The organism is Neobacillus sp. PS3-34 (genome assembly GCF_030915465.1).
Lineage (GTDB): Bacteria > Bacillota > Bacilli > Bacillales > Cytobacillaceae > Neobacillus_A.
Window position 1 is genome coordinate 1,525,001 of sequence record NZ_CP133267.1, and the last position, 25,772, is coordinate 1,550,772.

22 protein-coding genes and 7 pseudogenes (1 of these 29 cut by a window edge) are annotated in these 25,772 nt (G+C 40.4%); 11 read left to right on the forward strand and 18 right to left on the reverse strand.

Features of this window, described 5'->3' with window-relative positions:
- A protein-coding gene (locus tag RCG23_RS07885; RefSeq protein WP_308179258.1) for a nucleotidyltransferase-like protein crosses the window boundary here: on the reverse strand, window positions 1-481 show its 5' portion. It extends 395 nt beyond the left edge of the window; the window shows 481 of its 876 coding nt (coding positions 1-481); its start codon is at window positions 479-481; the stop codon falls past the left edge of the window.
- Between the two features lie 181 nt (window positions 482-662).
- Between RCG23_RS07885 and RCG23_RS07890 the strand changes: the two genes are divergently transcribed.
- Window positions 663-1,016 (forward strand): YgzB family protein, encoded by a 354-nt coding sequence (locus RCG23_RS07890; RefSeq protein WP_308179259.1) that lies wholly within the window; start codon window positions 663-665, stop codon window positions 1,014-1,016.
- 86 nt (window positions 1,017-1,102) lie between these two features.
- Here the strand turns inward: RCG23_RS07890 and perR are convergent, their stop codons facing one another.
- From perR to RCG23_RS07925, 7 genes and pseudogenes are all read right to left on the reverse strand, one after another.
- A complete protein-coding gene (perR, locus tag RCG23_RS07895) occupies window positions 1,103-1,540 on the reverse strand; it encodes a peroxide-responsive transcriptional repressor PerR (protein ID WP_308179260.1) in 438 nt (145 codons plus the stop codon).
- Between the two features lie 118 nt (window positions 1,541-1,658).
- Window positions 1,659-2,207, reverse strand: a complete 549-nt coding sequence (locus tag RCG23_RS07900; protein WP_308180000.1) for a cob(I)yrinic acid a,c-diamide adenosyltransferase — start codon at window positions 2,205-2,207, stop codon at window positions 1,659-1,661.
- Between the two features lie 333 nt (window positions 2,208-2,540).
- Window positions 2,541-3,008 (reverse strand): thioredoxin-dependent thiol peroxidase, encoded by a 468-nt coding sequence (gene bcp / locus RCG23_RS07905; protein WP_308179261.1) that lies wholly within the window; start codon window positions 3,006-3,008, stop codon window positions 2,541-2,543.
- Window positions 3,009-3,070: 62 nt separating this feature from the next.
- Entirely contained in the window at window positions 3,071-3,493 is a 423-nt protein-coding gene (locus RCG23_RS07910) for an ion channel (RefSeq protein ID WP_308179262.1), read from the reverse strand.
- 106 nt (window positions 3,494-3,599) lie between these two features.
- Window positions 3,600-4,386 (reverse strand): annotated as a pseudogene (locus RCG23_RS07915) (ABC transporter permease).
- Window positions 4,387-4,389: 3 nt separating this feature from the next.
- Window positions 4,390-5,178, reverse strand: a pseudogene (locus tag RCG23_RS07920) (ABC transporter permease).
- 18 nt (window positions 5,179-5,196) lie between these two features.
- The gene (locus RCG23_RS07925; RefSeq protein ID WP_308179263.1) at window positions 5,197-6,207 is read right to left on the reverse strand and encodes an ABC transporter ATP-binding protein; all 1,011 of its coding nucleotides are present in this window, start codon (window positions 6,205-6,207) and stop codon (window positions 5,197-5,199) included.
- A gap of 183 nt (window positions 6,208-6,390) precedes the next feature.
- On the opposite strand from RCG23_RS07925, the pseudogene RCG23_RS07930 reads away from it, so the two are divergent.
- From RCG23_RS07930 to RCG23_RS07940, 3 genes and pseudogenes are all read left to right on the forward strand, one after another.
- Window positions 6,391-7,685: pseudogene (locus RCG23_RS07930) on the forward strand (glutamate-1-semialdehyde 2,1-aminomutase).
- Window positions 7,686-8,005: 320 nt separating this feature from the next.
- A complete protein-coding gene (locus tag RCG23_RS07935) occupies window positions 8,006-12,472 on the forward strand; it encodes a glutamate synthase-related protein (protein WP_308179264.1) in 4,467 nt (1,488 codons plus the stop codon).
- Window positions 12,473-12,813: 341 nt separating this feature from the next.
- Window positions 12,814-13,896: an FUSC family protein gene (locus RCG23_RS07940; protein WP_308179265.1), complete on the forward strand. Its 1,083-nt coding sequence runs from the start codon at window positions 12,814-12,816 to the stop codon at window positions 13,894-13,896.
- Window positions 13,897-13,915: 19 nt separating this feature from the next.
- Here RCG23_RS07940 and RCG23_RS07945 read toward each other — a convergent pair.
- The 5 genes and pseudogenes from RCG23_RS07945 to fabL form a co-directional block, all read right to left on the reverse strand.
- Window positions 13,916-15,683, reverse strand: a pseudogene (locus tag RCG23_RS07945) (ABC transporter ATP-binding protein).
- 130 nt (window positions 15,684-15,813) lie between these two features.
- Window positions 15,814-16,344 (reverse strand): nucleoside tri-diphosphate phosphatase, encoded by a 531-nt coding sequence (locus tag RCG23_RS07950; protein ID WP_308179266.1) that lies wholly within the window; start codon window positions 16,342-16,344, stop codon window positions 15,814-15,816.
- A gap of 186 nt (window positions 16,345-16,530) precedes the next feature.
- Entirely contained in the window at window positions 16,531-16,788 is a 258-nt protein-coding gene (locus RCG23_RS07955) for a YgaB family protein (RefSeq protein WP_308179267.1), read from the reverse strand.
- A gap of 173 nt (window positions 16,789-16,961) precedes the next feature.
- Complete coding sequence (locus tag RCG23_RS07960; protein WP_308179268.1) at window positions 16,962-17,252, reverse strand: gamma-type small acid-soluble spore protein; 291 nt, start codon at window positions 17,250-17,252, stop codon at window positions 16,962-16,964.
- Window positions 17,253-17,344: 92 nt separating this feature from the next.
- A pseudogene (fabL, locus tag RCG23_RS07965) lies at window positions 17,345-18,093 on the reverse strand (enoyl-[acyl-carrier-protein] reductase FabL).
- Window positions 18,094-18,204: 111 nt separating this feature from the next.
- Here fabL and RCG23_RS07970 point away from each other — a divergent pair.
- The gene (locus RCG23_RS07970; protein WP_308179269.1) at window positions 18,205-18,429 is read left to right on the forward strand and encodes a hypothetical protein; all 225 of its coding nucleotides are present in this window, start codon (window positions 18,205-18,207) and stop codon (window positions 18,427-18,429) included.
- A gap of 27 nt (window positions 18,430-18,456) precedes the next feature.
- Here the strand turns inward: RCG23_RS07970 and mutY are convergent, their stop codons facing one another.
- Entirely contained in the window at window positions 18,457-19,566 is a 1,110-nt protein-coding gene (mutY, locus tag RCG23_RS07975; protein ID WP_308179270.1) for an A/G-specific adenine glycosylase, read from the reverse strand.
- A gap of 174 nt (window positions 19,567-19,740) precedes the next feature.
- Between mutY and RCG23_RS07980 the strand changes: the two are divergent.
- Window positions 19,741-20,720: pseudogene (locus tag RCG23_RS07980) on the forward strand (metal-dependent hydrolase).
- 161 nt (window positions 20,721-20,881) lie between these two features.
- On the opposite strand, the gene RCG23_RS07985 reads toward RCG23_RS07980, so the two are convergent.
- A complete protein-coding gene (locus tag RCG23_RS07985; RefSeq protein ID WP_308179271.1) occupies window positions 20,882-21,151 on the reverse strand; it encodes a YfhJ family protein in 270 nt (89 codons plus the stop codon).
- A 132-nt stretch (window positions 21,152-21,283) separates the two neighbouring features.
- Here RCG23_RS07985 and RCG23_RS07990 point away from each other — a divergent pair, with 132 nt between their 5' ends.
- On the forward strand, window positions 21,284-21,463 hold the full coding sequence (locus RCG23_RS07990; RefSeq protein ID WP_308179272.1) for a small, acid-soluble spore protein K: 180 nt from the start codon (window positions 21,284-21,286) through the stop codon (window positions 21,461-21,463).
- On the opposite strand, the gene RCG23_RS07995 is transcribed toward RCG23_RS07990, so the two are convergent.
- Window positions 21,452-21,823 (reverse strand): YfhH family protein, encoded by a 372-nt coding sequence (locus RCG23_RS07995; RefSeq protein WP_308179273.1) that lies wholly within the window; start codon window positions 21,821-21,823, stop codon window positions 21,452-21,454. The genes RCG23_RS07990 and RCG23_RS07995 overlap by 12 nt on opposite strands.
- Window positions 21,824-21,920: 97 nt before the next feature.
- Between RCG23_RS07995 and RCG23_RS08000 the strand changes: the two are divergent.
- A pseudogene (locus RCG23_RS08000) lies at window positions 21,921-22,588 on the forward strand (SDR family NAD(P)-dependent oxidoreductase).
- Window positions 22,589-22,605: 17 nt separating this feature from the next.
- Here the strand turns inward: RCG23_RS08000 and recX are convergent.
- Entirely contained in the window at window positions 22,606-23,424 is an 819-nt protein-coding gene (recX, locus tag RCG23_RS08005; protein ID WP_308179274.1) for a recombination regulator RecX, read from the reverse strand.
- A gap of 100 nt (window positions 23,425-23,524) precedes the next feature.
- Between recX and RCG23_RS08010 the strand changes: the two genes are divergently transcribed.
- The 3 genes from RCG23_RS08010 (at window position 23,525) to RCG23_RS08020 (ending at window position 24,967) form a co-directional block, all read left to right on the forward strand.
- Entirely contained in the window at window positions 23,525-24,490 is a 966-nt protein-coding gene (locus RCG23_RS08010; protein WP_308179275.1) for a TIGR01777 family oxidoreductase, read from the forward strand.
- On the forward strand, window positions 24,484-24,630 hold the full coding sequence (locus tag RCG23_RS08015) for a YfhE family protein (protein WP_308179277.1): 147 nt from the start codon (window positions 24,484-24,486) through the stop codon (window positions 24,628-24,630). Before RCG23_RS08010 ends, RCG23_RS08015 begins: the two co-directional genes overlap by 7 nt.
- Before the next feature lie 151 nt (window positions 24,631-24,781).
- Entirely contained in the window at window positions 24,782-24,967 is a 186-nt protein-coding gene (locus RCG23_RS08020) for a YfhD family protein (RefSeq protein ID WP_308179278.1), read from the forward strand.
- A gap of 148 nt (window positions 24,968-25,115) precedes the next feature.
- On the opposite strand, the gene RCG23_RS08025 is transcribed toward RCG23_RS08020, so the two are convergent.
- On the reverse strand, window positions 25,116-25,613 hold the full coding sequence (locus tag RCG23_RS08025) for a DoxX family membrane protein (protein WP_308179279.1): 498 nt from the start codon (window positions 25,611-25,613) through the stop codon (window positions 25,116-25,118).
- Between the last annotated feature and the right edge of the window lie 159 nt (window positions 25,614-25,772).

The window sequence follows — 25,772 nt, forward strand, 5'->3', positions numbered from 1 at the left end:
TGGCAAGATGATGAAGGGAGTGAACTACATGATTGTATGCATCCAAGTATTGATGGTTTTCAAACAAAGCTTTACCATCCACATAACGACGGATTAACTTAGCGAATTCAACCCCCATTTTTATTTTCCTTCCATAGAAGGGAAATTCCCTGAGCTCCGTTTTGAGATGTGCTACAAATTCATTGCGGTCGAATAAAATCTTCGAATCATTAATCCATTCAAAAATCTTCCGATTGGACCCCAACAAAATCCATTCTCTTAATTGTTCTTCCGTAATAATATGCATGGCTGCCTTTTTATCTGAATAAGAATAATGTTTAATAAATAAAGGCTTGTCTGCTTCTCTGACGATAATGAGCAGAATTGCATCGAAAGAATCCGTTGAAGAAAAAGATTTTTGTTTTTTTTCTATCGATAATACTCCCAGAGTATTAGATTGGCTTGCTCTTTCCTGATAAATCGGACGAAGGATATCTTCCATTGTTTTATTCCTCCACACTTTTTTACTTGATCAGGGCGCTTGCGCCTTTTTTTCATAGCCTATATTTTCGACAGTGATAAAAATTATCCTTCTAATTTTAAAAAGGAAAAATCAGACCTTCCTAGTGTACCATTTTTCAAAACAGAAAGTTGTGGTATAGTTTTTTTCAGGAGGGAATCAGATGGCTAAATATTCTAGTAAAATAAATAAAATACGCTCATTTGCATTAAGCCTGATTTTTATAGGCTTTATTGTAATGTATGGAGGTATTTTTTTCCGCACTTCTCCTTTAATTATGACGATTTTTATGATTTTAGGGCTTTTATTTATCATCGCTAGTACAGTAGTATATTTTTGGATCGGCATGCTATCGACGAAAACCATTCAGGTGGTTTGCCCAAGCTGTGGAAAACCCACAAAAATGCTTGGCCGAGTGGATATGTGCATGTATTGCAATGAACCATTAACACTTGACCCTAAGCTTGAAGGAAAAGAATTCGATGAGGACTATAATAAAAAAGGAAACGAAAAATAGCTATCTCTTTCAATAGAGATAGCTTTTTTAATTTAAAAAATAAAAAAAGCCGTTATCATTTTTATGATTCGGCTTTTACTTTTTAATCAATGTGCCTCTTTAACCGCACAATCCGGACAGGTGCCGTAAATTTCCATGCGGTGATGGCCTACTTTAAAGCCTGTTACATGTGAAGCAAGATGTTCCACTTCATCTAAACCCGGATAGCTGAAATCAACAATTTTTCCGCACTTTTCACAAATAACATGGTAGTGATCTGTCGTAATGAAATCGAACCTGCTTGAGGCATCTCCATAAGTCAATTCCTTTACCAGTCCAACCTCACGAAATACTCTCAAATTGTTGTAAACTGTCGCCACACTCATGTTGGGGAACTTCCCCTCCAGCGCTTTATATATATCGTCAGCAGTAGGATGCGACATCGAGTTTATTAAATATTCGAGTATCGCATGACGTTGGGGAGTAATCCTCACTCCTGTCTCCTTCAACGTATCCAAAGCTTCTTTTAATTGGGGCTGTGACATCGTCATGCACCTCTTCCCGAAAGAAATTATTACATTATAATTGTTATAATTAGTTTACTAAGCAATTAATCCTTTTGTCAATATTGTAACCTCTAGAATGGTAAATCTTTTGAAGTTCTTAACGGCCATGGAGAATTTTTTCTTCCATTCCCAGTTTATCATTAACATAACGGGCGGTTACGAATAACAGGTCCGAAAGCCTGTTCAGGTATGCAAGGACCAATGGGTTTACTTCTTCCAGCCCGACTGCACACCTTTCAGAACGCCTGGCTGTTGTTCTTGCTACGTGAAACGCTGCCCCTGCTGGATGTCCTCCAGGTAGAATAAAATTTGTTAACGGTGTAAGGGTAGATTCCCATTCATCTATCTGAAGTTCTAGTTTTTTTATATCCTCTTCTGAAACGCTCCATTTTACTTCTTTTCCCTTAGGAGTCGCAAGCTCTGCACCTACGTGAAATAGATTGGTTTGTATTTGATGAAACACTGCTTCTAGCTCTTCTTTGCCAGGGAAAAATTCACCTTTCAAGTAACTGAGAGCAAGGCCAATCATCGAATTCGTTTCATCGCATGTTCCATAGGCTTCTACTCTAGGATCATTTTTCGCCACACGCTGGCCATAAATAAGTGAGGTAGAGCCTTTATCCCCTGTTTTCGTATAAATTTTCATCATTAATAGCCCCTTTTCAAATCAATTACGTTCACAAAATCATTTCTGTTATTAATATATGTATGAAGATTATACTTAAAAATTTAAACGACCTACGCTGAGCATTAACCTCCTAGGTCATTCTTTTTTATCATAGCACTTTTTTAAAATTTACATCATTAAAACAAAAAAGGCGGGTCATTATGACCCGCTAAAAATATATCTGAGGAGGTATGCCCTAATAAAATGATATTCAAAACTTGTTTGTTTGCATGGACATCAGCCTTTATGTAGAAAAATAGGCCATATTGGGCTGTATTTTTTCCGGCAAGCAGGTATGGAATCCCAAACTACCTATATATTCCCCTTAATAAATTCGAGAGCTTCTTCCACATGGCCCTTTACTTTAACTTTTCTCCACTCTTTGGCAATTTTACCTTCTTTATCGATTACAAACGTGCTTCTTTCAATCCCCATATATTCTTTTCCAAAGTTATTTTTCAGCTTCCATACATCATAAGCTTCTGCCACTTGATGATCAGGATCAGATAACAATAAAAAGGGCAAACCGTATTTCTCCATGAATTTCTTATGGCGGTCAATCGGATCAGGGCTGATACCCAAGATCACCGCTCCTAACTGGCCAAATTGTTCATGCTGGTCGCGAAAGTCACATGCTTCCGTTGTACAGCCAGGTGTCATATCTTTCGGATAAAAGTAGAGAACAACATTTTTCCCTTTGAAATCCGATAATTTTACCATCTCTCCGTTTGTTGCTTGCAAAGCAAAATCAGGTGCTGCAGCTCCTGTTTGTATCGTCATTAAGACCACTCCAATTATTAGTATTGTGTACTTAGCGTATCCAATCTTCTCAGCTAACACAACTATTTTACAATCGGTGGTTTATGTTCCATATCGAATACTGCTTTAGCTACAAACGCTGCGGGAATGGTATATCCAATTAACGCTTCAATAATAGCAATCACTCTCCCTGCTCCAAGTGGTACAATATCTCCATGACCGACCGAAAAGAGCGTCATCGCGCTAAAATAAATACTTGTTTCAAGAGTGTCAGCAAACCCATTCGCGGGGCGTACAGAAGATGTATCACCAAGAGCGGGATATCCGTTTAAATGGAGCAATGAATAAATTAGTCCAAAGCCAATCATTACCGTTACGTAAATGGTTGTTAAGAACATGAAATTTTCAAAGGATACGAGCTTTCCTTTTATCTTATAAGGTGAAAACAGAGTTTTTAAACTCATGAATATACAAAAGACAATTAAAGTAAGCAGCAAATAGAACATAAACCGCCCTCTCTTTCCGGACATAAGTATAGTCTATTTCTATGCAGGCTTGCCCCATTAAATATCAAAAACCAGACGAACACGTCTGGTTTTCGAAAATCCCATATTAATTTCCCGCACCCCTGTACTTCTTTACACCCTCATTCCACAAAAGAATGGAAATGGCAAAAAAGACAATGCCCATAACAGGTGTTAAAAAAGCATATCCAAACCATTCTCTCTTCCCGAGAAAATAAGCAGCTGGATAGACACCAACGAAAGCAAAAGGCAAAATCCATGTCAGAATGAATCTGATTGCCTTATTATAAATGTCAACGGGGTAACGGCCATAGTTACCAATATTGTACATCATCGGCATAATCGACGTTCTTGCGTCTGCCCAAAAGCTGATGCATGCAAGCATCACAAAAACCCCGCCATACACAAGCGCACCACCAATTACAAATAAAAGAAAAATGAACGGATCGTACCACATAATCTCAAGTCCAAGACGGCTTCCTGAGTAAAACATGACACCCAGACCTGTAACCGCCCCGAATAATGATTCCAGCTCAATCCGCTCCAGAATAATCTGAAACAAGCTATGAATTGGCCTTGTAAGAATCCTGTCCAGTTCCCCTTTTACAATATACCGCTCATTAAAATCCCAAATATTGAAAAAGGACGAGAAAATAGCAAATGGGACAAGGAAGAAACCATAAATAAAAATGATTTCATCTCTGTTCCAGCCCGCCAAAAGGCTTGTACTGGCCGAAAACGACCAGAATAAAGATAAAATTGACTGCCTGTGATAATAAATCAGAAAAAATCTCAACAAATAAGTCTGCCCTGTATTGAAGCCTCGTCTTCAAGTACTGGGCAAGATATTGGAAAAACATTGATCCATAAAACATCCATTACCCTCCTTGAATGACAAGCTGCTTTTTAGCCAGAATCCATAGTATCTGCACCGGCAAAACCAGAACAAGAACCCAAACAGATTGCTGAAGTATCGCATTTATTGCCTGATGATGGCTGAAGCCATTTGTAAAGATCATACTGGGAATATAACTGATTCCCTGAAACGGCAAAAATTTCATCAAATGCTGTGCCCATCCAGGGAAAAAGCTGATGGGAAGCAGCAGGCCGAGAAAAGGTCAATGACGACTCTTTTCGCACGGATTAGACCAGCATTATTATATAAGAAGAAAGTGGTAATTCCAGTCAGCAAATTCAACTGGGTATTGATAAGAAAGCTAAGCAGAATGGATATTACGAAAAACCCCCAGACAGCCGGATTCCATGTAATTTTCACAGGAAAGATTAGTGAGACAATCAGCATTCCGGGCACCGAAAAGAAGAGAAGACGAAAGATTCCTTCACCTAAACCCTGCATCGTTTTCATCCACAAATAGCTGTAAGGCCGAATGAGTTCGACTGCCACTTTGCCTTCCATAATTTCAACCGCCATTTCACGGTCGATATTATTAAAATAAAACGCCCTTGCCATCCATGCAATCGCGACATATGTTGTCATCTGGACAACGGTTAGCCCCTCTATGTGGCCTTTATTTCCATAAATAGCCGACCATAAAAAATAGTCCGCCAATATTGATGCCGTAAATTAAAATTCCCGTATAATAATTCGTTCTGTACGCAAGCATCATTAAAAAACGGATGCGGATCATTTCCAAATACTTATCCATTCAGGTTCCCTCCCTTCATTAGACTGATCCTTTTTCATAGATGTTGCGAATGATTTCTTCTGTAGTGATTTCATTGATTTTCATATCCTTTATTTTATAAGCAGCAGCCACTTTCGCGATCACCTGTGAAATCAGCTCATCTATATCATCAATGAGTGCGGAGAAAATCTGTTTCTTTTCATCAAGCTCCCATTTCACCGGCATGCCAATGGTCAAATCACGTAATGCTGCCATGTCGACTTTTTCCACAAATTGAAATTGAAGCTCTTTTCCTTCTCCCCATTTAGCCTTTAAGCTGTTCAATGCTCCGTCATAAATGATGTTTCCTTCGTCCAGCATGATTACCCGTTCACATAGGGCTTCAATATCTGACAGGTCATGGGTAGTCAGCAAAATCGTTGTATTATACTTCTCATTTATTTCTTTTAAAAATTCTCGGATTTTTAGTTTTACAAGTACATCCAAACCAATTGTTGGTTCATCGAGAAACAGTAATGGCGGGTTATGGATTAAAGCTGCAGCTAATTCGCAACGCATTCTCTGTCCCAAAGATAATTTTCGGACCGGCTTGTCCAATAGCGGTTCAATATCCAGTGTCTTGATCACATGGTCCATATGCTCGTTATAATGGGCGTCCGAAACCTTATATACCTTTTTTAATAGCCTGAAGGATTCCTGGACGGCAATGTCCCACCATAACTGGGAGCGCTGCCCGAAAACAACTCCAATTGTTTGGACAAATTTTTCCCTTTCCTTGTGTGGATTCATTCCGTTTACAATAATTTGTCCGGAAGTAGGGGTTAGAATGCCCGTCAGCATTTTTATGGTAGTTGACTTTCCGGCACCGTTTTCCCCTATGTAACCAACCATTTCCCCCTGCCTGACTGAAAAACTAATATCGTTAACAGCTGCCATGACTTTATAATTTCTGGTAAAAAGGTCTCTAAACGCACCTTTTAATCCCGTTCTGCTCGAATAAGACTTAAACTCTTTTCGTAAATCCTTTACTTCTATTGCATTGATGTTCATTAATTCATTCCTCCTGAAGAATTGCCGCCTAACAAAACAGTTTAGCTAATTGGCGGACCCAAAACAACTACCAAGCATTATTAAATTGGAATAGGTTGGCGAAAATAGTCATAATGTTGTTACAGCCATAAATCACTAAAAAAGTGCTAGAATAGAAAAGTATTGATTTTAAGGAGGTAAAACATGCAATTCACCAATTCTGAAAGATTACATAATGAAGCATTAAATCATATCGTCGGCGGCGTCAACAGTCCGTCACGTTCCTTCAAAGCCGTCGGAGGAGGAGCACCCGTAGTTATGGAGCGCGCTCAGGGAGCTTACTTCTGGGATGTTGACGGCAACCAGTATATTGATTACCTCGCAGCCTACGGTCCTATTATTACCGGACACGCCCATCCCCATATCACGGAGGCTATAAAAAAAGCGGCAGAATCCGGAGTCCTATATGGCACCCCCACTCCACATGAAGTGAAGTTTGCTAAAATGATTAAGGATGCCATTCCTTCTCTTGATAAAGTACGCTTTGTAAATTCCGGGACAGAGGCTGTCATGACAACAATCCGCGTTGCCAGGGCTTACACAGGAAGGGACAAAATCATTAAATTTGCCGGCTGTTACCATGGCCATTCCGATCTTGTACTTGTCGCAGCTGGTTCAGGCCTTCTACGCTTGGCACCCCTGACTCTGCGGGAGTACCGAAAAGCATTGCAAAGGAAGTCATCACGGTGCCATTTAACGATATTGAACCATTTAAAGAAGCTCTCGAAAAATGGGGCAGTGAAATCGCAGCTGTTTTAGTGGAACCGATTGTCGGCAACTTCGGCATTGTCGAGCCAAATCCCGGCTTTCTTCAACAGGTCAATGACTTGACTCACGCAGCAGGTGCACTCGTCATTTACGATGAAGTTATCACTGCATTCCGATTTATGTATGGCGGCGCTCAGGATTTACTAGGAATTCAGCCTGATTTAACTGCTCTTGGAAAAATTATTGGCGGAGGGCTTCCAATCGGCGCTTATGGTGGGAAAAAAGAAATTATGGAACAAGTGGCTCCGCTTGGTCCAGCATATCAGGCTGGTACAATGGCCGGTAATCCTGCATCCATTCTTTCTGGAATTGCCTGCCTTGAGGTATTAAAGCAAGAAGGCGTGTACGATTATCTTGATCGTTTAGGTTCGATGCTTGAAGACGGTATTTTAGCTGCTGCAAAAGAACATGATGTTCAAATTACGATTAACCGCTTAAAAGGTGCACTGACCATTTACTTTACAAACGAAAAAATTGAAAACTACGAGCAGGCAGAGAATACAGACGGCGAAACATTCGCTAAGTTCTTCAAATTGATGCTTCATCAGGGTATTAATCTTGCACCGTCTAAGTATGAAGCATGGTTCGTCACCATTGCCCATACAGAAGAAGACATCGAAGCAACCCTCCATGCTGTAAATCATGCATTTTACTCACTTAAAAACGAATAAATATTCATATTTTATGCAAAAAAGGAAAGGTGGTGCCTTTCCTTTTTTTGTTTATTTTCTTTGAAAACGTTTGCAATTAACAAAAAATATCTTTTTATCACATTTCCCACTTGTTTTTCATATCCAAATAAATGTATAAATATTTGATTTCAGAAAATTGCTATGATACTATAAATATATATTTTCACTTTTCTGTCCTTTAAATGAACGCCCCGCTAAATAACTAAATCAATTTAATATACCACCCTAGCAGCACATTCAAACTATACGTTTTTCAGGAGGTGAAAGCTTTATAGGATAAACCCTGTAAAGCCAAATTGATGAATCAAAACTGGACCCCTTCGCTTTTTAAAGATTTTCATAATCAGGAACATGATGCATGCGGAATTGTCGCATGCCTGGAAAAAAATAATTTGCCTACAAGGAAAAATATCTTCAACTGCATTGATGCACTTGTCACTATGAATCATAGGGCAGGCTTTATTAATGGAGAGGGTGACGGAGTTGGCATTCACATCGATATTCCGAGAACACTTTGGAAAGCAAAACTTGCAGATGCAGGGCTTAACCCTGAAATTTCCGTTCTAGACGGATTCGTTGTCGGACATGTATTTATCAGCAGCAAAGCTGACATTCCACTCGTTAAAGATCAATTAAGAAAAAAGCTAGCAACCTATGGACTCCAGCTAATATTTGAAACCGATCAGGCAACCGATTCTTCTGCTCTTGGACCAATTGCGATTCAAGAAAATCCTGTATTCTGGCAAATTGCCTGTCTATCAAATAAAAGCGGCTCCTCACTATCCAAAGAATTATTCCATGCCCTTGTCGATTTTGAGAAAAATGAAGCTGTCCATGTCGCTTCACTCAGCCAGCATCATGCCGTCTATAAAGTAATGGGTGCGGGAGATATTCTTCCACACTATTATGATGACCTTGCCAGCCCACTTGTAGCTTCAACAATGACTCTGGGCCATAACCGCTATTCCACGAATACTTTATCAAGTTTTTTCAGGGTTCAGCCATTCAGCGTGCTCGGACATAATGGAGAAATCAATACAATTGCCAGATTGAGAGACGAAGCCAGGATGATTGGCGTTCCTCTAGTTGAAGGCGGCAGTGACTCCCAGGATTTAAGCCGCACAATGGAAACTCTTATCTGCCGGGATGAGTATTCTTTATTCGAAGCAATGGATTTGGTGTTCCCACCAATTATTAATGAAATAAAAGCATACCCGGAACATCTTCAAGATTTGTACACGTATATGAGAGAAAGCTGGGGACATTTTGCGCAAGGTGGAGGGATCATCTCCCGGTTTGGCGATGAGGCGGTATTCAGTGTCGATGCCCTCGGCCTTCGTCCGCTCTGGATGCTTGAAACCGATAGCTCTTATTTATTCTCTTCTGAACAGGGCATCATTCCTTCAAGTGAGTTTGTAAATGAGCCAAAGCCGTTGGCACCTGGTGAAAAAGTAGGCTTTAAATGGAAAGGCAGCAAATTGGAGCTTTTTGAACAAAGAGCATTTCAGGAAGAAGTATACAGCCGTTTTTCAAAACGCGTCGAGCTCAAGGAGGTACGCAGCAGACTTTATCCTCCAGTTTTTGAGAAAACAGTCACGATGGCACACCCGGATAAAATCCATAATGGACAATATAAAGCGTTTGGCTGGGAGCGTGACCATATTCAGTTAATCGAACAGATGGCTGAAAAAGGGATTGAGCCTATTCGCTCCTTAGGGCACGATGCACCGCTTGCAGCCCTGAATCCTGAAAGAAAAAATATTCCCGATTTTATTAAGGAAAGTGTAGCTGTTGTCACCAATCCGGCAATTGACCGTGATCGGGAGATGGAACATTTCTCAACCAGGGTTATTATCGGAAAGCGTCCATCCCTTTTCACAAATGAAACTGCCTGCCAGGTCATTGAACTCACCTCTCCTCTTCTTTTAGAAGGAAGAGCTGGTTATGACTGCTCGGCGTCAATACAGCAGCCTAGCTTTGACCAATTGGCACAATTCTTTTTAGAGCGAAAATCGGCTGCCTATTTATCTGCAACTTTTAATCATGGTGAAGAAATTGCCGCAGCACTTGAAAGGCTTGCTTGTGAAGCTGTCGAAGCTGTCCAGCCAGGGAAATCCTTCCTTATCCTGGATGATGCCAAAGCCCACCAAGACGATGCACTGTGGCTCGATCCCCATTTAGCTGCAGCTGCCGTTAATCAGGCACTTGTGAAAGCTGAATTACGAAGAAGTTGTTCGATTGTTCTGCGGTCAGCAGCCCTTCGCTCGCTTCATGACATTGTGACAGCTTATGGTCTGGGAGCAGATTTGGTTAACCCTTACTATATGTTCCTGACTGTATTGGATGACTCAGTGACTCCTCTGCTGAATCTTTACACTGCGCTTACTAAAGGGCTGGAAAAGGTCATTTCGACGATCGGGATCCATGAATTAAGAGGCTATGGGCGTTTATTTTCCGCAATAGGCCTTAATGAACAGATTGCATCAGTTCTCGGTATTGTTAATTTCTTTGGTTCAACTGAACTTATATACAATTTCGCAAGCATGAAGGAAGATGCCATTGCAAGGGCAGCTGATTTCCAAAATGATAACGAACGAATCGGAAAAACATTCCATCTGTTCCCGCGCATCTGGAAAGCAATTGGCGATGTAGCGTCAACTGGCGATTATAATGCTTATCGTGAAAAAATCACAGAGCAGGAAACTGGAAATCCGACGACGATTCGCCATTTAACAGCCTTAAAAACGAGCAACTCAACTATCTCCCCCGACAATGTTGATATCAGTGTGGGGGAGCACAGCCTTCCGTTTGTTATTTCTTCGATGTCGTTCGGTTCTCAAAATGAAACAGCTTTCCGCGCATATGCGGAAGGGGCAGAACGTTTAAATATGGTCAGCCTAAACGGCGAAGGCGGAGAAATAAAGGATATGCTCGGTAAATATCCTAAAACGAGAGGCCAGCAGGTTGCTTCCGGAAGATTTGGAGTAAACGCGGAACTATTAAATTCTTCAAATCTATTAGAAATAAAAATTGGCCAGGGTGCGAAGCCAGGAGAAGGCGGCCACCTTCCGGGATCGAAGGTGACCGCGAAAATCGCTGAAGCCCGAAATGCCACCATTGGTTCGGATCTTATTTCCCCTTCCAATAACCATGACATATATTCGATTGAAGATTTGGCACAAATGATTCTCGAGTTAAAAACAGCCAACGACCAGGCTAAAATTGCCGTTAAGGTCCCAGTAGTTCCAAATATCGGTACCATTGCTGTCGGTGTGGCAAAAGCAGGCGCTGATATTATTACCCTGAGCGGATTTGACGGCGGTACAGGTGCAGCACGAATCCATGCACTCCAGCATGTAGGCCTTCCGGTTGAAATTGGTGTAAAAGCTGCCCACAATGCCCTTCTTGAAAGCGGTCTTCGCAACCAGGTCGAGCTTTGGGCTGACGGAGGAATTAAAAGTGCCCTCGATGTTATGAAGGTCATGCTTCTAGGGGCGAATCGCGTAGGTTTTGGTACCTTATCTATGCTTGCGATTGGATGCACAACCTGCAGGGGCTGCCACTTGGATACATGCCATGTCGGTATTGCTACCCAAATTGATTCTGAAGCCCAGGCAAAGGAACACGGATTAAGGCGTTTCGTTCCACGCCAGCTTGATTTGGCCGTCCAGGGATTGATAAATCTTTTCACAGGATTCTCCCAAGAGTTAAAAGTGCTGGCAGCATCCGCTGGGATCAAAAACTTGCAGGATGCTGTCGGAAGATCAGATTTGCTGGAACAAATTAATGGGCAGCATCAGCTTGACCTGTCTTATTTGCTTAAGCCGCTTGAAATATCTCAATTCAGCCAGCATGGGGAAAACTTTTCACTACAGCATGCACAGGAGCAGGTTGCTGTCGGGGCTGAATACCTCGATGCCAGTATTGAGCAATTGAATACATCACGTGAATTTTACAGCATCACATCTGAACAGCGCGTGCTAGGAAGCAGGGTTTCCTGTCACAGGGTCCGGGGCAGATTGGATGGCTCTTATAGGCAGCTACCTGCTGTCAAGCTTGCCTACCGGGAAGGTTCGATACCAGGGAATGGGCTCGGTGCGTATAACACAGAGGGAATTAATATTGTTATTAACGGAGGAGCGCAGGATGGCATCGGAAAAACAGCCTTTGGAGGAAGTATTACAGTCCTCAAATCACCCGGCAAAAACGGCCGATACTATAATGGCTCTGTCGGAAAAGGTTTTGGCTACGGTGCTCAAAAGGGCTTGCTTATCGCCCAGGGAAATGCCGATGCACGGGCAGGCATAAGACTTTCGGGAGCTGACATCATTATCGGCGGGCGAATTGAAAGACCTATCTCTGAAAACGAAGCAGGAAATATCGGCTCCAATGCCAATATTAAAGGATTTGCGTTTGAATATATGACGAATGGACGCGCTCTTGTTCTAGGTGACCCTGGCCCATGGATTTGCGCCGGAATGACTGGCGGTGTCGTATATGTCCGGCACCAGCCTGATAAAGGGCTGACGAAGGAAGCCATTCAGAGAAGGGTCGCTAAAGGAGCCAAAGTTTCAGTATCCGCATTAGGAGAAAAGGGTAAAAAAGATTTACAGGAGCTTTTAGGCAACTATGTTGAAATCCTTGCTGCTGACGGCCAGAAAGATGAAGCAGACGAATTGAAAGCATTGTTAGCCACTCCAGAGAACCACTTTGTTGCAATCCTGCCGGTTAAAGAGCAGGCAGATCCATCCGTTTCGACTGAATAAGAATAAAAGGCGCAAGCGCCCTGTTTAGCCCCGACAGGCATAAGACGAATCACGCAGGAAATCCTGATTTCTGGAGTGATTTGGCTTATGACCCCGAGGGGCTGGGCGCTGGAGCTAGATTAATACAACTTGTAGAAGTTATCCACTTCATTCAATTTTATAATTTCCTAAACGATCATAAAAGGCGTCCGCGAGCTGCGGACGCCTTTTATAAATATAGGTAATTTTCCATTATTGCTTGATTCTCCATAGTAATCAATGTATAGTACATAATTGTTTAATCTTTAGCAAAAAGGTTTATAGTAACAATAAAACCTTTATAGGAAAGGAAATATCTTGTAATGAAGTTAGGCGCCCGCATTTTGAAAACGGGAATAGCAATTATTTTATCTTTATATTTAGGACAGCTGGTTCATTCCCCTTCGCCAGTCTTTGCTGGCATCGCTGCAATTTTTGCCGTCCAGCCGACCATCTACCGTTCATACCGATCGATTATTGAACAAATTCAGGGTAATCTTATTGGTGCCGTGCTAGCCATGTTTTTTGTATTGGCGTTAGGGAACCATATTGTCGTCATTGGCCTTGCAGCCATTATCGTTATCACCATCAACTTGAAAATGAAAATTGAAAACACAATCGGGTTATCCCTGGTTACACTTGTCGCCATTATGGAATCACCTGGTGGAAATTTCATTCAGTTTTCTGCGATACGTTTCTCTACCATTATGCTTGGAGTTTTCGCCGCTTTTATCGTTAATCTTGTCTTTCTTCCTCCTAAATATGAAAATAAGCTTTATTTTAAAATTTCCAATACAACAGAGGAAATACTTCGCTGGATCCGATTAAGCTCGAGGCATGCGTCGGACCATAATCTATTAAAAAATGATATCGATAAGTTAAAAGATAACATGATTAAAATCGGACAACTTTACTTAATGTACAAAGAAGAACGTTATTACCTAAAAAAGAATGATTTAGTTAAGTCCAGGAAGCTTGTCATTTACAGGCAGATGATTTCTGCCACAAAGAAAGCCCTGGACACACTTAAACGGCTGCATCGTTTCGAGAACGAGCTACACCTTTTGCCGGAGGGATTCCAGCAGTCAATTCAAGAACAGCTTGATTGCCTTATCAATCACCATGAGCAGCTTATGCTGCGCTTTATCGGGAAAATTAGAAATCAGACTGTATATGAAGAAGGGGCATTATGTTTAAATAAAAAGGAACTTTTCGGACTTTTTTTATTGCGCCAGAAGGAAGTATCTGAGCAAGACGATGGCCATTTATATCACACGATGCAAATCGTCTCAACCATCATCGACTACGGGGAACAAGTTGAGCATTTAGATACGTTAATCACGAGCTTTCAATCCTACCACCAGGATGAAAATGAAATAAAAATTGATGAAAATTCCATAGAATAAAGAAGAAAACGAAGCAGGCTCATCCTGCTTCGTTTTCTTCTTTATGTTCAAGCTGCTGTACCTGAAATAGTTTGTAATAATTACCTTGTTTTTTCATGAGCTCGTCATGCTTTCCAATCTCAACGATCTGGCCATGCTCGATCAGCACAATCCTGTCAGCATGTGTAATTGTGGAAAGGCGATGGGCTACGATAAAGGTGGTCCGTTCCTTCGCGAGCTCCTCCAGGGATTCCTGGATTGAGTGCTCACTTTCAAGATCCAATGCAGAAGTCGCTTCGTCCAATATCAAAATAGGCGGATTTTTTAAGAATACACGCGCAATTGCAACCCTCTGCTTTTGTCCTCCAGAAAGCTTTACGCCTCTTTCTCCTACTCTCGTATCATATCCCTGTGGCAGGCTATTGATAAATTCATGGGCATTGGCAGCTTCGGCCGCGCGAAACACTTCCTCCTCAGAAGCATCCGGCTTTCCAAGCAAAATGTTCTCTTTAACCGATTCGCTGAAAAGGACATTATCCTGGAACACTACCCCAATTTTATCTCTCAGCGTCTGGACCTTAAACCGGCGAATATCAACTCCATCCAGTAAAATACGTCCATTCGAAACATCATAGAAACGCGGAATAAGGCTGACAAAGGTAGATTTCCCCCCACCGCTCATTCCCACAAGCGCAATTGTTTCTCCCCTTTTTACATCAAGGGTAATATTTTTTAGTACTGTATCTTCGTTTTCATTGTAGGCAAAGCTTACATTTTCGAATGAAACATCGCCAGATACCTTATCACAAACAATCGCATCCTCTGGATCCACAATATCGTATTTTTCATCCATTAGTTCAAAGACCCTGTCCATCGAAGCAAATGATTGAGTTAATGTGGTGGAGGAATTCACCAGCCTCCGCAGTGGATTGTAAAGCTTATCAATATAGGCAAAAAAGGCAATCATCGTGCCAAGTGTGAGGGTGTGCTGAATAACAAGATAAGCAGAGTAGCCAATTACAATTAATGGCGCAATATCAGTAATGGTATTAACAGCAGCAAACGCCTTGGCATTCCAGCTGGTATGCTGCAACGCTTTCGTTAAAAAGTTTTTATTCTGTTTGTCAAACTGCTTTTGTTCGTACTCTTCAATCGCAAAGCTTTTGATTACAGCCATTCCCTGGACCCGTTCATGCAAATAGCTTTGTACCTCGGCAAGGTGCGGAGCGTATTCTTGTGAGCTTCCGCAGATTACCAAAAAAATATCTGACAGATAAAGTATACAGCGGAAACAAAAGAATGGAAACGACGGTCAGCTTAACATTCATGGAAAACATAATCACGATGGCAATCACGATTGTAGCGATATCGAGCCATAGGTTCATAAGCCCTGAAATGACAAATGTCTTTGTTTGCTCGACATCATTGATCATCCTCGATATGATTTCACCCGCGCGCGTATTGGCATAATATTTAAAGCTGAGTTTTTGAATATGTTTATATAAATGATCCCTGATCTCATATAAAATTTTGCTTGCAGTCCACTGCGCAAAGTACTGCCGATAATACTCAATTGGCGGGCGCAGAACGGCAAAGATGAAAATCATGCCACCCAAAATATACATGAGCCGTTGAATTTTATCGCTCTGTGACAGCGTGTGACTCCCTATAATATCATCGATCACGTACTTAATCAGCATGGGAATGATAAGAGGAATGGCAAATTTAATTAACCCGATTATGATAGTCCCAATAATTTGCATCCGGTAGGGCTTAACAAATTGAAGATATCTTCTTATACTGCTCAAGCTTTTTCTCCTCTCCCAGCCATTCTTCAAACAAAAACCTGTTGATATAAAAATCAACAGGTATGGAAAATGGCCATTCCTTCTCTGCCACTAAGAAACCATATACCTAAGCCCTTAATGGAAGAATATTTTAACCTCTATAAGTCAAATACCGTTCATACCATGTATCAATAAAATCTGGTGCAAATGGGCCCTTTCGTTGGCGGATCCAGCGGATTAACTTTTCGACATTTGCTTTAAGTATTTGATCAATGACCTCGGGATATTTCATTTCACGGCGGTGGCGTTCATATTCATCCTCGTCCAATAAATTAAACGTCATATCTGGAAAAACTTTAATATCCAAATCGTAATCGATATATTTAAGTGCTTCACCGTCAAAAATAAATGGTGAGCTGATATTGCAGTAATAATAAACTCCGTCTTCACGGATCATTCCGATTACATTGAACCAGTACTGGGAATGAAAATAACAAATAGCAGGCTCTCTTGTCACCCATGTTCTTCCATCCGATTCAGTGACAATTGTCCGGTCATTCCCGCCAATGACCAAATTTTGCGTCCCTTTTAAAACAGTCGTTTCTTCCCAGACGCGATGGATGTGCCCATTGTGTTTATAGCTATGTATTTGCATTGGCTCACCTTCGATGGGTACGCCCATGATTCTCCCCTACCTTCATTTCTCGAACGCTTTGCAACCTATCCATATCCGATCAAACGACAAAAGGCAACAAAGTACAATTCCTATTTTCTATTATTATAACGGTTGGGGAAAGAATTTAAAACAAAAGAGCCATTGAAATCAACGACTCTTTGTAAAAAAATCAATTTTTTTTAGAATAATACCTCAAATGCAAGATGTTTCTTCTACCTTTTGATAGGATTGGATTACATCCTCTGTTTGTTTTTCAAATATTTTCTGAATTTCCCTTAGCTCTTTCTTCATCCGCAGTACTTCTAAGTGAACACTTTCAAGCTCGCTTTCATTTTGTAGAAGCTGTAATTCTTCTTCTATTTCCTGACAGCGTTCCAATTCAGCTTGAATGTAGAGTAATTTTTCCATCGTCTTCAGTTGCTCGGAAACCAAACGGTTAAAATTGTTCATTCTCCACCCCGCCCAATTTTTTTATTCTTCATAAGTAATTCTTTCATAAAGAATTTTATCCTTTGACTAGTTCTGGCGAGACAAGAGAAGTTTTGTCGAAACAAACAAGGAATATTGAATATAACACCAGAAAAAAGGCACTCTCCTAAAAGAGTGCCTTAAAGCAAAGATGATTATTGTTGGCCGAATTCGCCGCTGTTTTGGTTTTTACCAGCTTCTGCCTGCTGATTTTGTTTTTTCACTTCAGCAGCGTTTGTTTCGCTAGCGAACTCAGTGCCATATTGGCCTTGGCTTGATTTTCCAGCAGCTGATTGCTGGTTTTGTTTTTTCACTTCAGCCGCATTTGTTTCACTCGCGAACTCAGTGCCATATTGGCCTTGTGAAGATTGTGCATTTTGCTGTTTTACTTCCTGGACGTTAGTACCAGCTTGTGTTTTGTTTGGCTGTTGATTGAAGTTTGCCATTGTAATCACCTCCACGCTCATTAATTTAACCAAGCATGGAGAAGCTTATCCTATTTTTTTATGGTAAAAAAACCCACATACGCATTACTTATTTACACAAGCAGTGAAATTCCGCCGTCAACTATAATCGTTTGGCCACGAATCATACTCGACTCATCTGTCAAAAGGAACATCACGCAATTTACCATATCAGTTATTTCCACCATTCTTCCCGCAGGAGTTTTTACTTTTGCCTCTTCAAGAAGTTCTTCGCGATTCGGAAAATGTTTAAGGGCTTCTGTATCTACCGCTCCGCCCGAAACAGCATTGACGACAATATTTTTAGGTGATAATTCAACTGCAAGATATCGTGTCAGTGCTTCCAGGGCTGCCTTAGAAACACCGACTGTGGTGTAATTTTCAAGATAACGGATAGACCCAAGTGAGCTGATACTGACAATTTTTCCTCCCCCGCTTTTCTCCATAAGCCTTGCTGCTTCTTGGGCGCAAAATAATAACGCTTTGCTATTAATATTCATCGTCCAATCCCAGTGAGACTCTTCAAGTTCCATTGCATGCGCAAAACTCCAGATGCCGCATTGTTTACAAATACGTCCAGACGTCCAAATTCCTGTTCAATTTGCGCGAACATTTCCTTGATTTTGTTTACATCCCCTACATTTGCTTTAACAACCAGTACCTTTCTTCCAAGAGCTTCTATTTTTTCAGCGGTTTCCAGTGCGGACTTTTTACTTCTTGCATAGTTAATAACAATATCATATCCTGCTTCTGCCAGCCTGATTGCTGTCGCTTGTCCAATTCCTCTGCTGCTTCCTGTGATGAGTGCAATTTTTTGTGTCATTGTCTTTCCCCTTTTACTTTTGGTTTGTTTACATTTTAGCTTTTTAAGGTATAGAAGACAATTCGAATAAAGAGAATAAAAAGAAGAGACAAATGAAATGAGGAATGTGAAATGTACGTCGGCAGAGATATGACTGAATTATCAATGACCTCAAAGAAAGGCTGGAACAACAGTGAACTAGCCTTTTTTCACCATGCCTTTCAGCAAATAACCCCCTATTTGAATAGCGAAGGTCAAACCATCCATCGCGAAATCATTGAAGAAATTGAAAGCCGCGGCGGGATGAAACGCGGTGAGGCAGATTACACACACGGAACTGAGATTACTTACGATTAATTAAATACTAAAAAAGAGCGCCGGCAGCTACTCGGCGTTCTCTTTGTATTCTTCATAAATTCTGCGCATTTTCTGATGCGATACAGGAAAAGCATATTGCTCCATCTCTTCAAATGAAACGAGCTTCCATTCCGGAGATTCCTGAAAGCCCTCTTTTATTTTTCCTGTGTAGATTTTTATATTCCAGATTAAATGTGAAAAAACATGCTCTATTTGCCCAATCATATTTTCAGGTTCCACAATTAAATCAAACGTTTGATTAAATTGGTCGGCCAATTGAAATTTTTCATATTGTAGCGGATGGTGGATTTCCACATTAGGAAATTCCCATAAATTTGCGAGCAGTCCTGTTTCAGGACGTTTATGAATCAAGTACTTCCCTATTTCATCTGTAAGAATCAGGGCTGCAAGCTGAACATCCCTCTGTTTATTTTTCTTTGATTTAACCGGCAATTCTGCCTGTACTCCTTCATGAAAGGCAGTACAATGCTCACGAACCGGACATAACAAACAAGAAGGCGAGGTCGGTGTACAAATGAGTGCGCCAAGTTCCATTAATGCCTGGTTAAAAAAAGAAGGCTCTGTAACGGAAATAGTGGATCGAACTGCTTCTTCAAACACTTTTCTTGATGAAGGCTTTGCAATATCGGCCCAAATGGAAAGTAGCCTTGAAAAAACCCTCATAACATTTCCGTCAACAGCTGGTTCTGGGATTCCATAGGCAATGCTTAAAATTGCTCCCGCAGTATATGGACCTACCCCTTTTAAGCCAGATATCTCCTGAGGTGTATCTGGAACGTTACCTGAGTATTTTTCTCTAACTTCTTTTACAGCTGAATGGAGATTCCGAACGCGGGAATAATATCCAAGCCCTTCCCACGCTTTCAAAACTTTCTCTTCCTCTGCCTCGGCGAGGTCATTAAGAGTAGGAAACATGTCTATAAAACGGTTAAAATAAGGGATTACCGTATCGACGCGTGTTTGCTGTAGCATAATTTCAGAGACCCAAACCTTGTAGGGGTCCTGGTCCTTTCTCCAGGGCAGATCACGCTGCTCTTCTTTGAACCAAGAAATTAAGTCATGCTGGAAATTTTCTATATTAAATTGTTCAAGATTTTTCAAATGTGTTTCATTCATTTTTGTTCCTCCAGGGTGTTAAACATTCTGTAAATAGGGAATATAATAATAAAATTTTTTAACGACAAATGTAAAAGTAAAACAGCACAAAAATGTATCTCTTTTAAAATTAGACCAAATGGGGATAAACAAGCAAGTGTGAGTTTTAATATTTTAAAAAAAGGAGGCGATCCTTTGGATACAGGAACTCATGTTGTTATGGGGCTCGCGCTGGGAGGATTAGCTACTCTTGACCCGGCCATTGCTGCAGACCATGCCACAGCAAGCAGCGTATTAATTGGAACGATAATTGGTTCGCAGATTCCTGATATAGATACGGTTCTAAAGCTCAGAAATAATGCGGTCTATATCCGCAACCATAGAGGCATCACCCATTCAATCCCTGCTGTATTATTATCGGCCGCTCACTATATTCGCCGTTGTCTATCCATTTTATCCCGAAGCAAACCTGCTCCATTTATGGTTATGGACCTTTTTGGCCGTATTCCTTCATGTATTTGTTGATATATTTAATGCATATGGAACCCAGGCAATAAGGCCTTTCTAGAAAATGGGTAGCTTTGGGGATAATAAATACCTTCGATCCTTTTATTTTTGGAATTCATGTAATTGGACTCTTTATTTGGGCGGGAGGAACTCAACCTGGTTATACTTTTTTAGGGGTATATGCAGTCATCATTTGTTATTACATTGCCCGTATTCTTGCAAAGCAAAGGGTATTGGCAGAGGTGAAGGTACAACTCCCTGATGCCGAAGAAATTATTATTGCTCCTACGATGAAGTATCATCAATGGCGAATTGCTGCCATGAGCAAAGACAAATTCTTCGTCGGTGTTGCACAGAATTACCATGTTAGGATTCTGGATCGTTTTCAAAGAATCGCCGTCCCCCAAACTCCGGTTATTGAAGCAGCAAAAAAGGATAAAAATCTTTCCGCATTTTTATCGTTTTCCCCTGTTTATCGCTGGGAAGTAGATGAATTTGATGATTTTTACGAAGTCCGGTTCATTGATCTTCGATACAGAAGCAACGGATACTATCCTTTTGTGGCGGTTGTCCAGTTAGACCGGGATCTAAAAATTATTACATCCTATACCGGCTGGATCTTCAGCGAAGAAAAATTGCGCAAAAAACTGGATATACTTCCAAATTAAAAATAAAAAGCGCAAGCGCCCAGTTCAGCCCCGACAGGCATGGGCGCTGGAGCTAGATTAATACACACTTGATAGAAGTTAGTTATTCAACATTTAATTATTTAACTATTCTCTAGACGAACAAAAGAAGCGATGACACCTGAATGTCATCGCTTTTATTTTTAATGAAGCTTGTTTTTGTCCTGTATTAAGTAATCCTTATATTTAGGATTTTGGGCTACAAATTCGTGAAGGTTTTCTCCATATTGTTCAATCCAATGCCGCACAATTTTCTCTGTCATTTCAATGCCTTTATATTCTCTGCCAGCCCGGGCGTATGTTGTTTCAAAATCATCCCATAATAGTTCGATCCATGTTCTTGCCTGCTCATACGATAAGAAATCATTCTTATTCAGCAAAAGCTTTGTTAATCTTTCCTGGTAATCTTTCATGTCAATCACTCCATTGGGATTTTCTTTTAACATAACCTCGATAAAATTGCCCCATACTATTTATACGTGGTTAGCATTGAATCCACTTTGCTTTTCACGTTTTCTCATTCCCTACACAGGAGGTACATCTTAATGAGAAACAAAGAAACAGGTTTCCCGAACCAAAATAACAACAAATTTGAAGGCGAACCAAGAGCAAAGGCCGAATATGCTTCAAAACGTGCTGATGGAACGATCAATACTCATCCACAGGAGCGTATGCGCGCATCAAACCAACGAGAAAACGATACAAATAATGAATTATTTTCCTGATTGTCCTTCATCAGTGGGGTTCATCTCCACTGATGATTTTATTAATTTCCTTAACATTGAAATTGGCAGGGCCTCTTCGTCTTCTTTGCCGCTTAATCGGAAGCCCCATGCAAAGACCCCATTTAAATAATCAATTTTAAAATAAGCACCAGGGTCGCCGTCTATTTCATATATTTCCCCTGGCTGAAAATCATCTGGATTCAATAAATATGCTTTAGCCATAATGGCTTTTCTTTCTAAAACAGCAAACTCACTAACCATCCCCATCTGTTCGGCTTTACGCGCCTGTTCGTGGAGCCTGGCAATCTCCTGCATCAATTCATACTCTGCCATTTCACTGTATCTTTTTTCTTTTGGCATGTTCATTCCACCTGTCATTTCACTTTGTCTGCTTTTACTTAGTATAGATAATTTTGTATGATTATTAAAGAAAAGAAACTTCAACGAGGAGACCAAAATGAAATCATTTATTATTACCGGAGCCGGTTCTGGATTGGGAAGAGATTTATCGCTGTTGTTAGCAGAAAAAAACTACCATATCATTTTAGCAGGAAGAAATGAAGAAAAATTGGCAGCAGTCAAACAAGAAATTGAGAATCGTGGCGGAAGTTCAGATTTCGTTGAGCTTGATATCAGAAATGCCGATGACATTAATAAAAAAACAGAAGAACTTTGTAAAAAATTTCAGGTTTATGGTCTTGTGAATAACGCAGGTGTTGGCCACTTTGGCCATTTGTCCAAATGAAAAACAACGAAATCGCTGAAATGATTGATACAAATGTTATAGGGACTATTCAAATGACAGGTACTATTCTCTCTCATTTAAATGAAGGGCATATAATCAATATTATTTCCACAGCAGGATTGCGAGGCAAAGTAAACGAAGCAGTATATTGTGCAAGTAAATTCGCCCTAAAGGGATTTACTGAAAGCCTTCAAAAGGAATATGAAGGGACAGGCATTAAGTTTACAGCAGTTTATATGGGCGGAATGGATACTCCGTTTTGGGAAGATAGTGACCACATTAAAGATACCTCTCGTTTACGATCATCCAGTGACGTCGCTGAGATCATCATTAGCCAAATGGAACAGGATGAAATTATTATTGAAAATAAAAAATCATGACTCCATGTCATGATTTTTTATTCCTCATGTTCTTGCTCATCCAAAAATCGTTCGATCAAATCAAACGAAAATCCTTTTCTGAATAAAGCCTGCTTCATTTTTTGCTTATATTCAAAACCGTTATATTTTGAGTATTTCCGTTGGAGCTTTTCCCCTTGAAAGCGGATGGCATTGAATTCATCATTTTCCTGTTCATCATCGACTTCCTTATTTTCCTTGACAGCAATTTGAATGACATCAAAAGGATATCCTTTTCTCATCAGCATGCTTTCCAGCTTTTGCTCAGCCATCCTTTTTGATTCTTTCGTATTCTTTTTGCTATTTTTATCACAGAGCTTTACAGCCTTTTCTACCTGAATTTCAAAAGGGTACTCCTTCAAGGCATCCTCCATCATTGATCCTGTTATGCCCTTTTCTTTTAACTCTGTCTTAATTATATTTATCCCTTTATCGGTAGTGTTCATTTGTGTCCTGACATAAGCCAATGCAAAATCCAAATCATTTATATAATTTTGCTGAATCAATTTATGCACTACTTCATTTATGACCGGGTCTTCCATTTCTTTTTTACTTAAATAATCCCTTATTTCTTTTTCGGACCGAATCCTTGAAGCAAGATGACTGATTGCAAGATTGTAGGCCTTCCTGATATCATCCTGATAATTTATTTCCATTAAAGAAAGGTCATCCAATTCCATACCCTTTTTCATCCGGAACTTTAAAAGGACATTCTCGTCCACACTAAAAGCATATTGCTCACCATTGCCGTAATCCATGAAAATATTATATCTGTCCTGTCTTTTTTGCTGAGTAGTGATTTTTGTAATAATTGGCATCAATCTCACCTCTATCTTAAGAGTAACACATCCACAGAGGGTTTTTTATTAAAATACATTATAAAATAATAGTAATGTGTACTAAAAAAGGAGTGTTCTTATGAAAATTGCCATAGCTGGTGGAACGGGCTTCGTTGGGAAGGCGTTAACAAATGAATTACTTTCTCAAAATCATGAAGTTTTTATTTTAACAAGACGGAAAAACTCTCCTTCTGGTAAAAGGAACCTCCATTTTGTTCAATGGCTGAATGATGAATCGAAACCATGGGAAGATCTCAATGCTACAGACGTTTTCATAAATTTGGCCGGAGAATCCATAAATAGTGGACGCTGGACCGGGGAACAAAAGAAAAGAATACTGGAAAGTCGGCTCCAAAGTACGGGGGAGCTGCTGGAAATCTTCAGAAAAATGGATAGAAAGCCGCGTGTCCTTATAAACGCAAGTGCAATTGGATATTATGGAACCTCAGAAAGTGAACTATTCACTGAAGAAGACAACATTCCAGGCAATGATTTTTTGGCGAATACCGTAAAGAATTGGGAACAGAAAGCAATGGAAGCTTCTTCATTAGGAATCCGCATAGTCCTGTGCAGATTTGGAATCATACTTGATCGTTCTAAGGGCGCTCTTTCACGTATTGCTCTTCCATATCGATTTTTTGCAGGCGGAAGAGTAGGCAGCGGCCAGCAATGGGTTTCATGGATCCATATTGATGATGTAGTGAGAGGCATACTTTTTGCGTTCCATCATGAAGAGCTCAGGGGACCTGTGAATTTTACGGCTCCACATCCTGTCACAATGGATGTATTCGGCAGGATATTGGGCTCTGTTTTAAAGCGTCCTCACTGGCTCCCTGTTCCAGGTTTTGCCCTTAAATTACTTTTAGGCGAAATGAGCACGCTGGTACTGGAAGGCCAACAAGTCCAGCCTGTTAAACTTATTAAAGAGGGATTTGAATTCCAATACACTGAGCTTTCATCAGCCCTAAAAAATATATTTTCTTTAGATACCCGTATCTTTCCTTATCTTCTAGGCAAAAATGGAAATGGTCGAAAAAAATGCTGAAAGGAAGGATTCAAGTGGAAAAAAAGAAAAAGGAAAAACCAAAATTCACCTTAACAAGCATGCAGGAAGTAGCATATCGAAGAGATTTTAAAATGGCCGACCGTGCTGGAGGCTTTGCCGAAAGAAAATCAAAGCATTAATTCTCAAAAATATTAAGAAAGTACTATGGATTACGAATCTGTTCAAAAATTTTCCACTCATGGTGTGTGCCTTTTTGCTAAAAATAAGAGTACGGAAACATTGTTTCCGTATTTCCAGGTGCTACTTTATCTATGAGAGGGGTTTTTTGTAATGGGCCGTGCAAATAAGCATAAAACTCGTGATAAAAATAAAGGATCACTTCCACAAGTGCCAAAAAACCTTAAGTCTGACGGCATTGATGTAGAATATTCACAAGAGCTTGCCGATCAGGCGGACCTGGAAGCACAGGCTCGTTCCAATGCCGCAAACCAGCGGGCAAGAAAGAAAAAGAAGTAACGATTATTCATGCCACAAAAAGAAGAAGCAGGATTTCCTGCTTCTTTAACTATATTTAAGGGGGTAAAGAAAGATTTATTTCAACCGGCCCTATTGAGAGGTTGTGCAGCTGATTACTGCAACAGAACCCGTTTAAAATTGAATTAATTTAGAGGCTGTGAGCATCATTTTTCGGATTGTTCTTATTGAAATAGCCTTTGATAAATGGAACCGTATAACGGTCAACACCAAAGTAATAGGCACCGCTTCCTGCAAATAAAAGTATAATGGCTGCTGTATAAAGAATAGGGTTTGTGCTGGTTGTACCGGCTAACATAAAGTTCAGGTTCATGAAAGCTCCTGCTACAATCGCTGGAATAGTTGCTAAACCAAGAATCAATCCTAAACCTACGAGAAGCTCACCATATGGGATTAAAACGTTGAATATATGAACGTTTGGAACTGCAAAGTTTTCAATGAATGCTGCATACCAGCTTTGAACGGCTGGATGCTCACCTGTTGCATTGGCCAATGCACCTTTCAAGAAACCTCCTGCATCAAATCCGCCTGTGATTTTTCCCCAGCCTGCTTCGATCCATTGAAGTCCGAGCCAAATCCTGATTACTGTCCAAACTACTGCAGCTTGAGGGGTTTTAAACCATCTCATGCTAATCATCTCCTAATATTCATGTGAATAATTTCACAAATACCATTGGGTACATACGACTTTTCCCTTTGTCGGGGAAATAATTTTAGCCAGCTGAGCTAATTTACTGAAGAAAGATTGTGAATTTTCCCACTTCCCTCTCTTCACTTTTAATATACG

What these genes read in the sequence shown, in the direction of transcription:
- RCG23_RS07925 (WP_308179263.1), bottom strand. Translation starts at nt 6,207, where the DNA reads ATGAACATCAATGCAATAGAAGTAAAGGATTTACGAAAAGAGTTTAAG.
- RCG23_RS08020 (WP_308179278.1), top strand. Translation starts at nt 24,782, where the DNA reads ATGGGCCGTGCAAATAAGCATAAAACTCGTGATAAAAATAAAGGATCA.
- RCG23_RS07990 (WP_308179272.1), top strand. Translation starts at nt 21,284, where the DNA reads ATGAGAAACAAAGAAACAGGTTTCCCGAACCAAAATAACAACAAATTT.
- RCG23_RS08025 (WP_308179279.1), bottom strand. Translation starts at nt 25,613, where the DNA reads ATGAGATGGTTTAAAACCCCTCAAGCTGCAGTAGTTTGGACAGTAATC.
- RCG23_RS07935 (WP_308179264.1), top strand. Translation starts at nt 8,006, where the DNA reads ATGAATCAAAACTGGACCCCTTCGCTTTTTAAAGATTTTCATAATCAG.
- bcp (WP_308179261.1), bottom strand. Translation starts at nt 3,008, where the DNA reads ATGACGATACAAACAGGAGCTGCAGCACCTGATTTTGCTTTGCAAGCA.
- RCG23_RS07955 (WP_308179267.1), bottom strand. Translation starts at nt 16,788, where the DNA reads ATGAACAATTTTAACCGTTTGGTTTCCGAGCAACTGAAGACGATGGAA.
- recX (WP_308179274.1), bottom strand. Translation starts at nt 23,424, where the DNA reads ATGCCAATTATTACAAAAATCACTACTCAGCAAAAAAGACAGGACAGA.
- RCG23_RS08015 (WP_308179277.1), top strand. Translation starts at nt 24,484, where the DNA reads ATGCTGAAAGGAAGGATTCAAGTGGAAAAAAAGAAAAAGGAAAAACCA.
- RCG23_RS07985 (WP_308179271.1), bottom strand. Translation starts at nt 21,151, where the DNA reads ATGAAAGATTACCAGGAAAGATTAACAAAGCTTTTGCTGAATAAGAAT.
- RCG23_RS08010 (WP_308179275.1), top strand. Translation starts at nt 23,525, where the DNA reads ATGAAAATTGCCATAGCTGGTGGAACGGGCTTCGTTGGGAAGGCGTTA.
- RCG23_RS07970 (WP_308179269.1), top strand. Translation starts at nt 18,205, where the DNA reads ATGTACGTCGGCAGAGATATGACTGAATTATCAATGACCTCAAAGAAA.
- RCG23_RS07995 (WP_308179273.1), bottom strand. Translation starts at nt 21,823, where the DNA reads ATGCCAAAAGAAAAAAGATACAGTGAAATGGCAGAGTATGAATTGATG.
- RCG23_RS07910 (WP_308179262.1), bottom strand. Translation starts at nt 3,493, where the DNA reads ATGTTCTATTTGCTGCTTACTTTAATTGTCTTTTGTATATTCATGAGT.
- RCG23_RS07890 (WP_308179259.1), top strand. Translation starts at nt 663, where the DNA reads ATGGCTAAATATTCTAGTAAAATAAATAAAATACGCTCATTTGCATTA.
- RCG23_RS07900 (WP_308180000.1), bottom strand. Translation starts at nt 2,207, where the DNA reads ATGAAAATTTATACGAAAACAGGGGATAAAGGCTCTACCTCACTTATT.
- mutY (WP_308179270.1), bottom strand. Translation starts at nt 19,566, where the DNA reads ATGAATGAAACACATTTGAAAAATCTTGAACAATTTAATATAGAAAAT.
- perR (WP_308179260.1), bottom strand. Translation starts at nt 1,540, where the DNA reads ATGTCACAGCCCCAATTAAAAGAAGCTTTGGATACGTTGAAGGAGACA.
- RCG23_RS07960 (WP_308179268.1), bottom strand. Translation starts at nt 17,252, where the DNA reads ATGGCAAACTTCAATCAACAGCCAAACAAAACACAAGCTGGTACTAAC.
- RCG23_RS07950 (WP_308179266.1), bottom strand. Translation starts at nt 16,344, where the DNA reads ATGGGCGTACCCATCGAAGGTGAGCCAATGCAAATACATAGCTATAAA.
- RCG23_RS07940 (WP_308179265.1), top strand. Translation starts at nt 12,814, where the DNA reads ATGAAGTTAGGCGCCCGCATTTTGAAAACGGGAATAGCAATTATTTTA.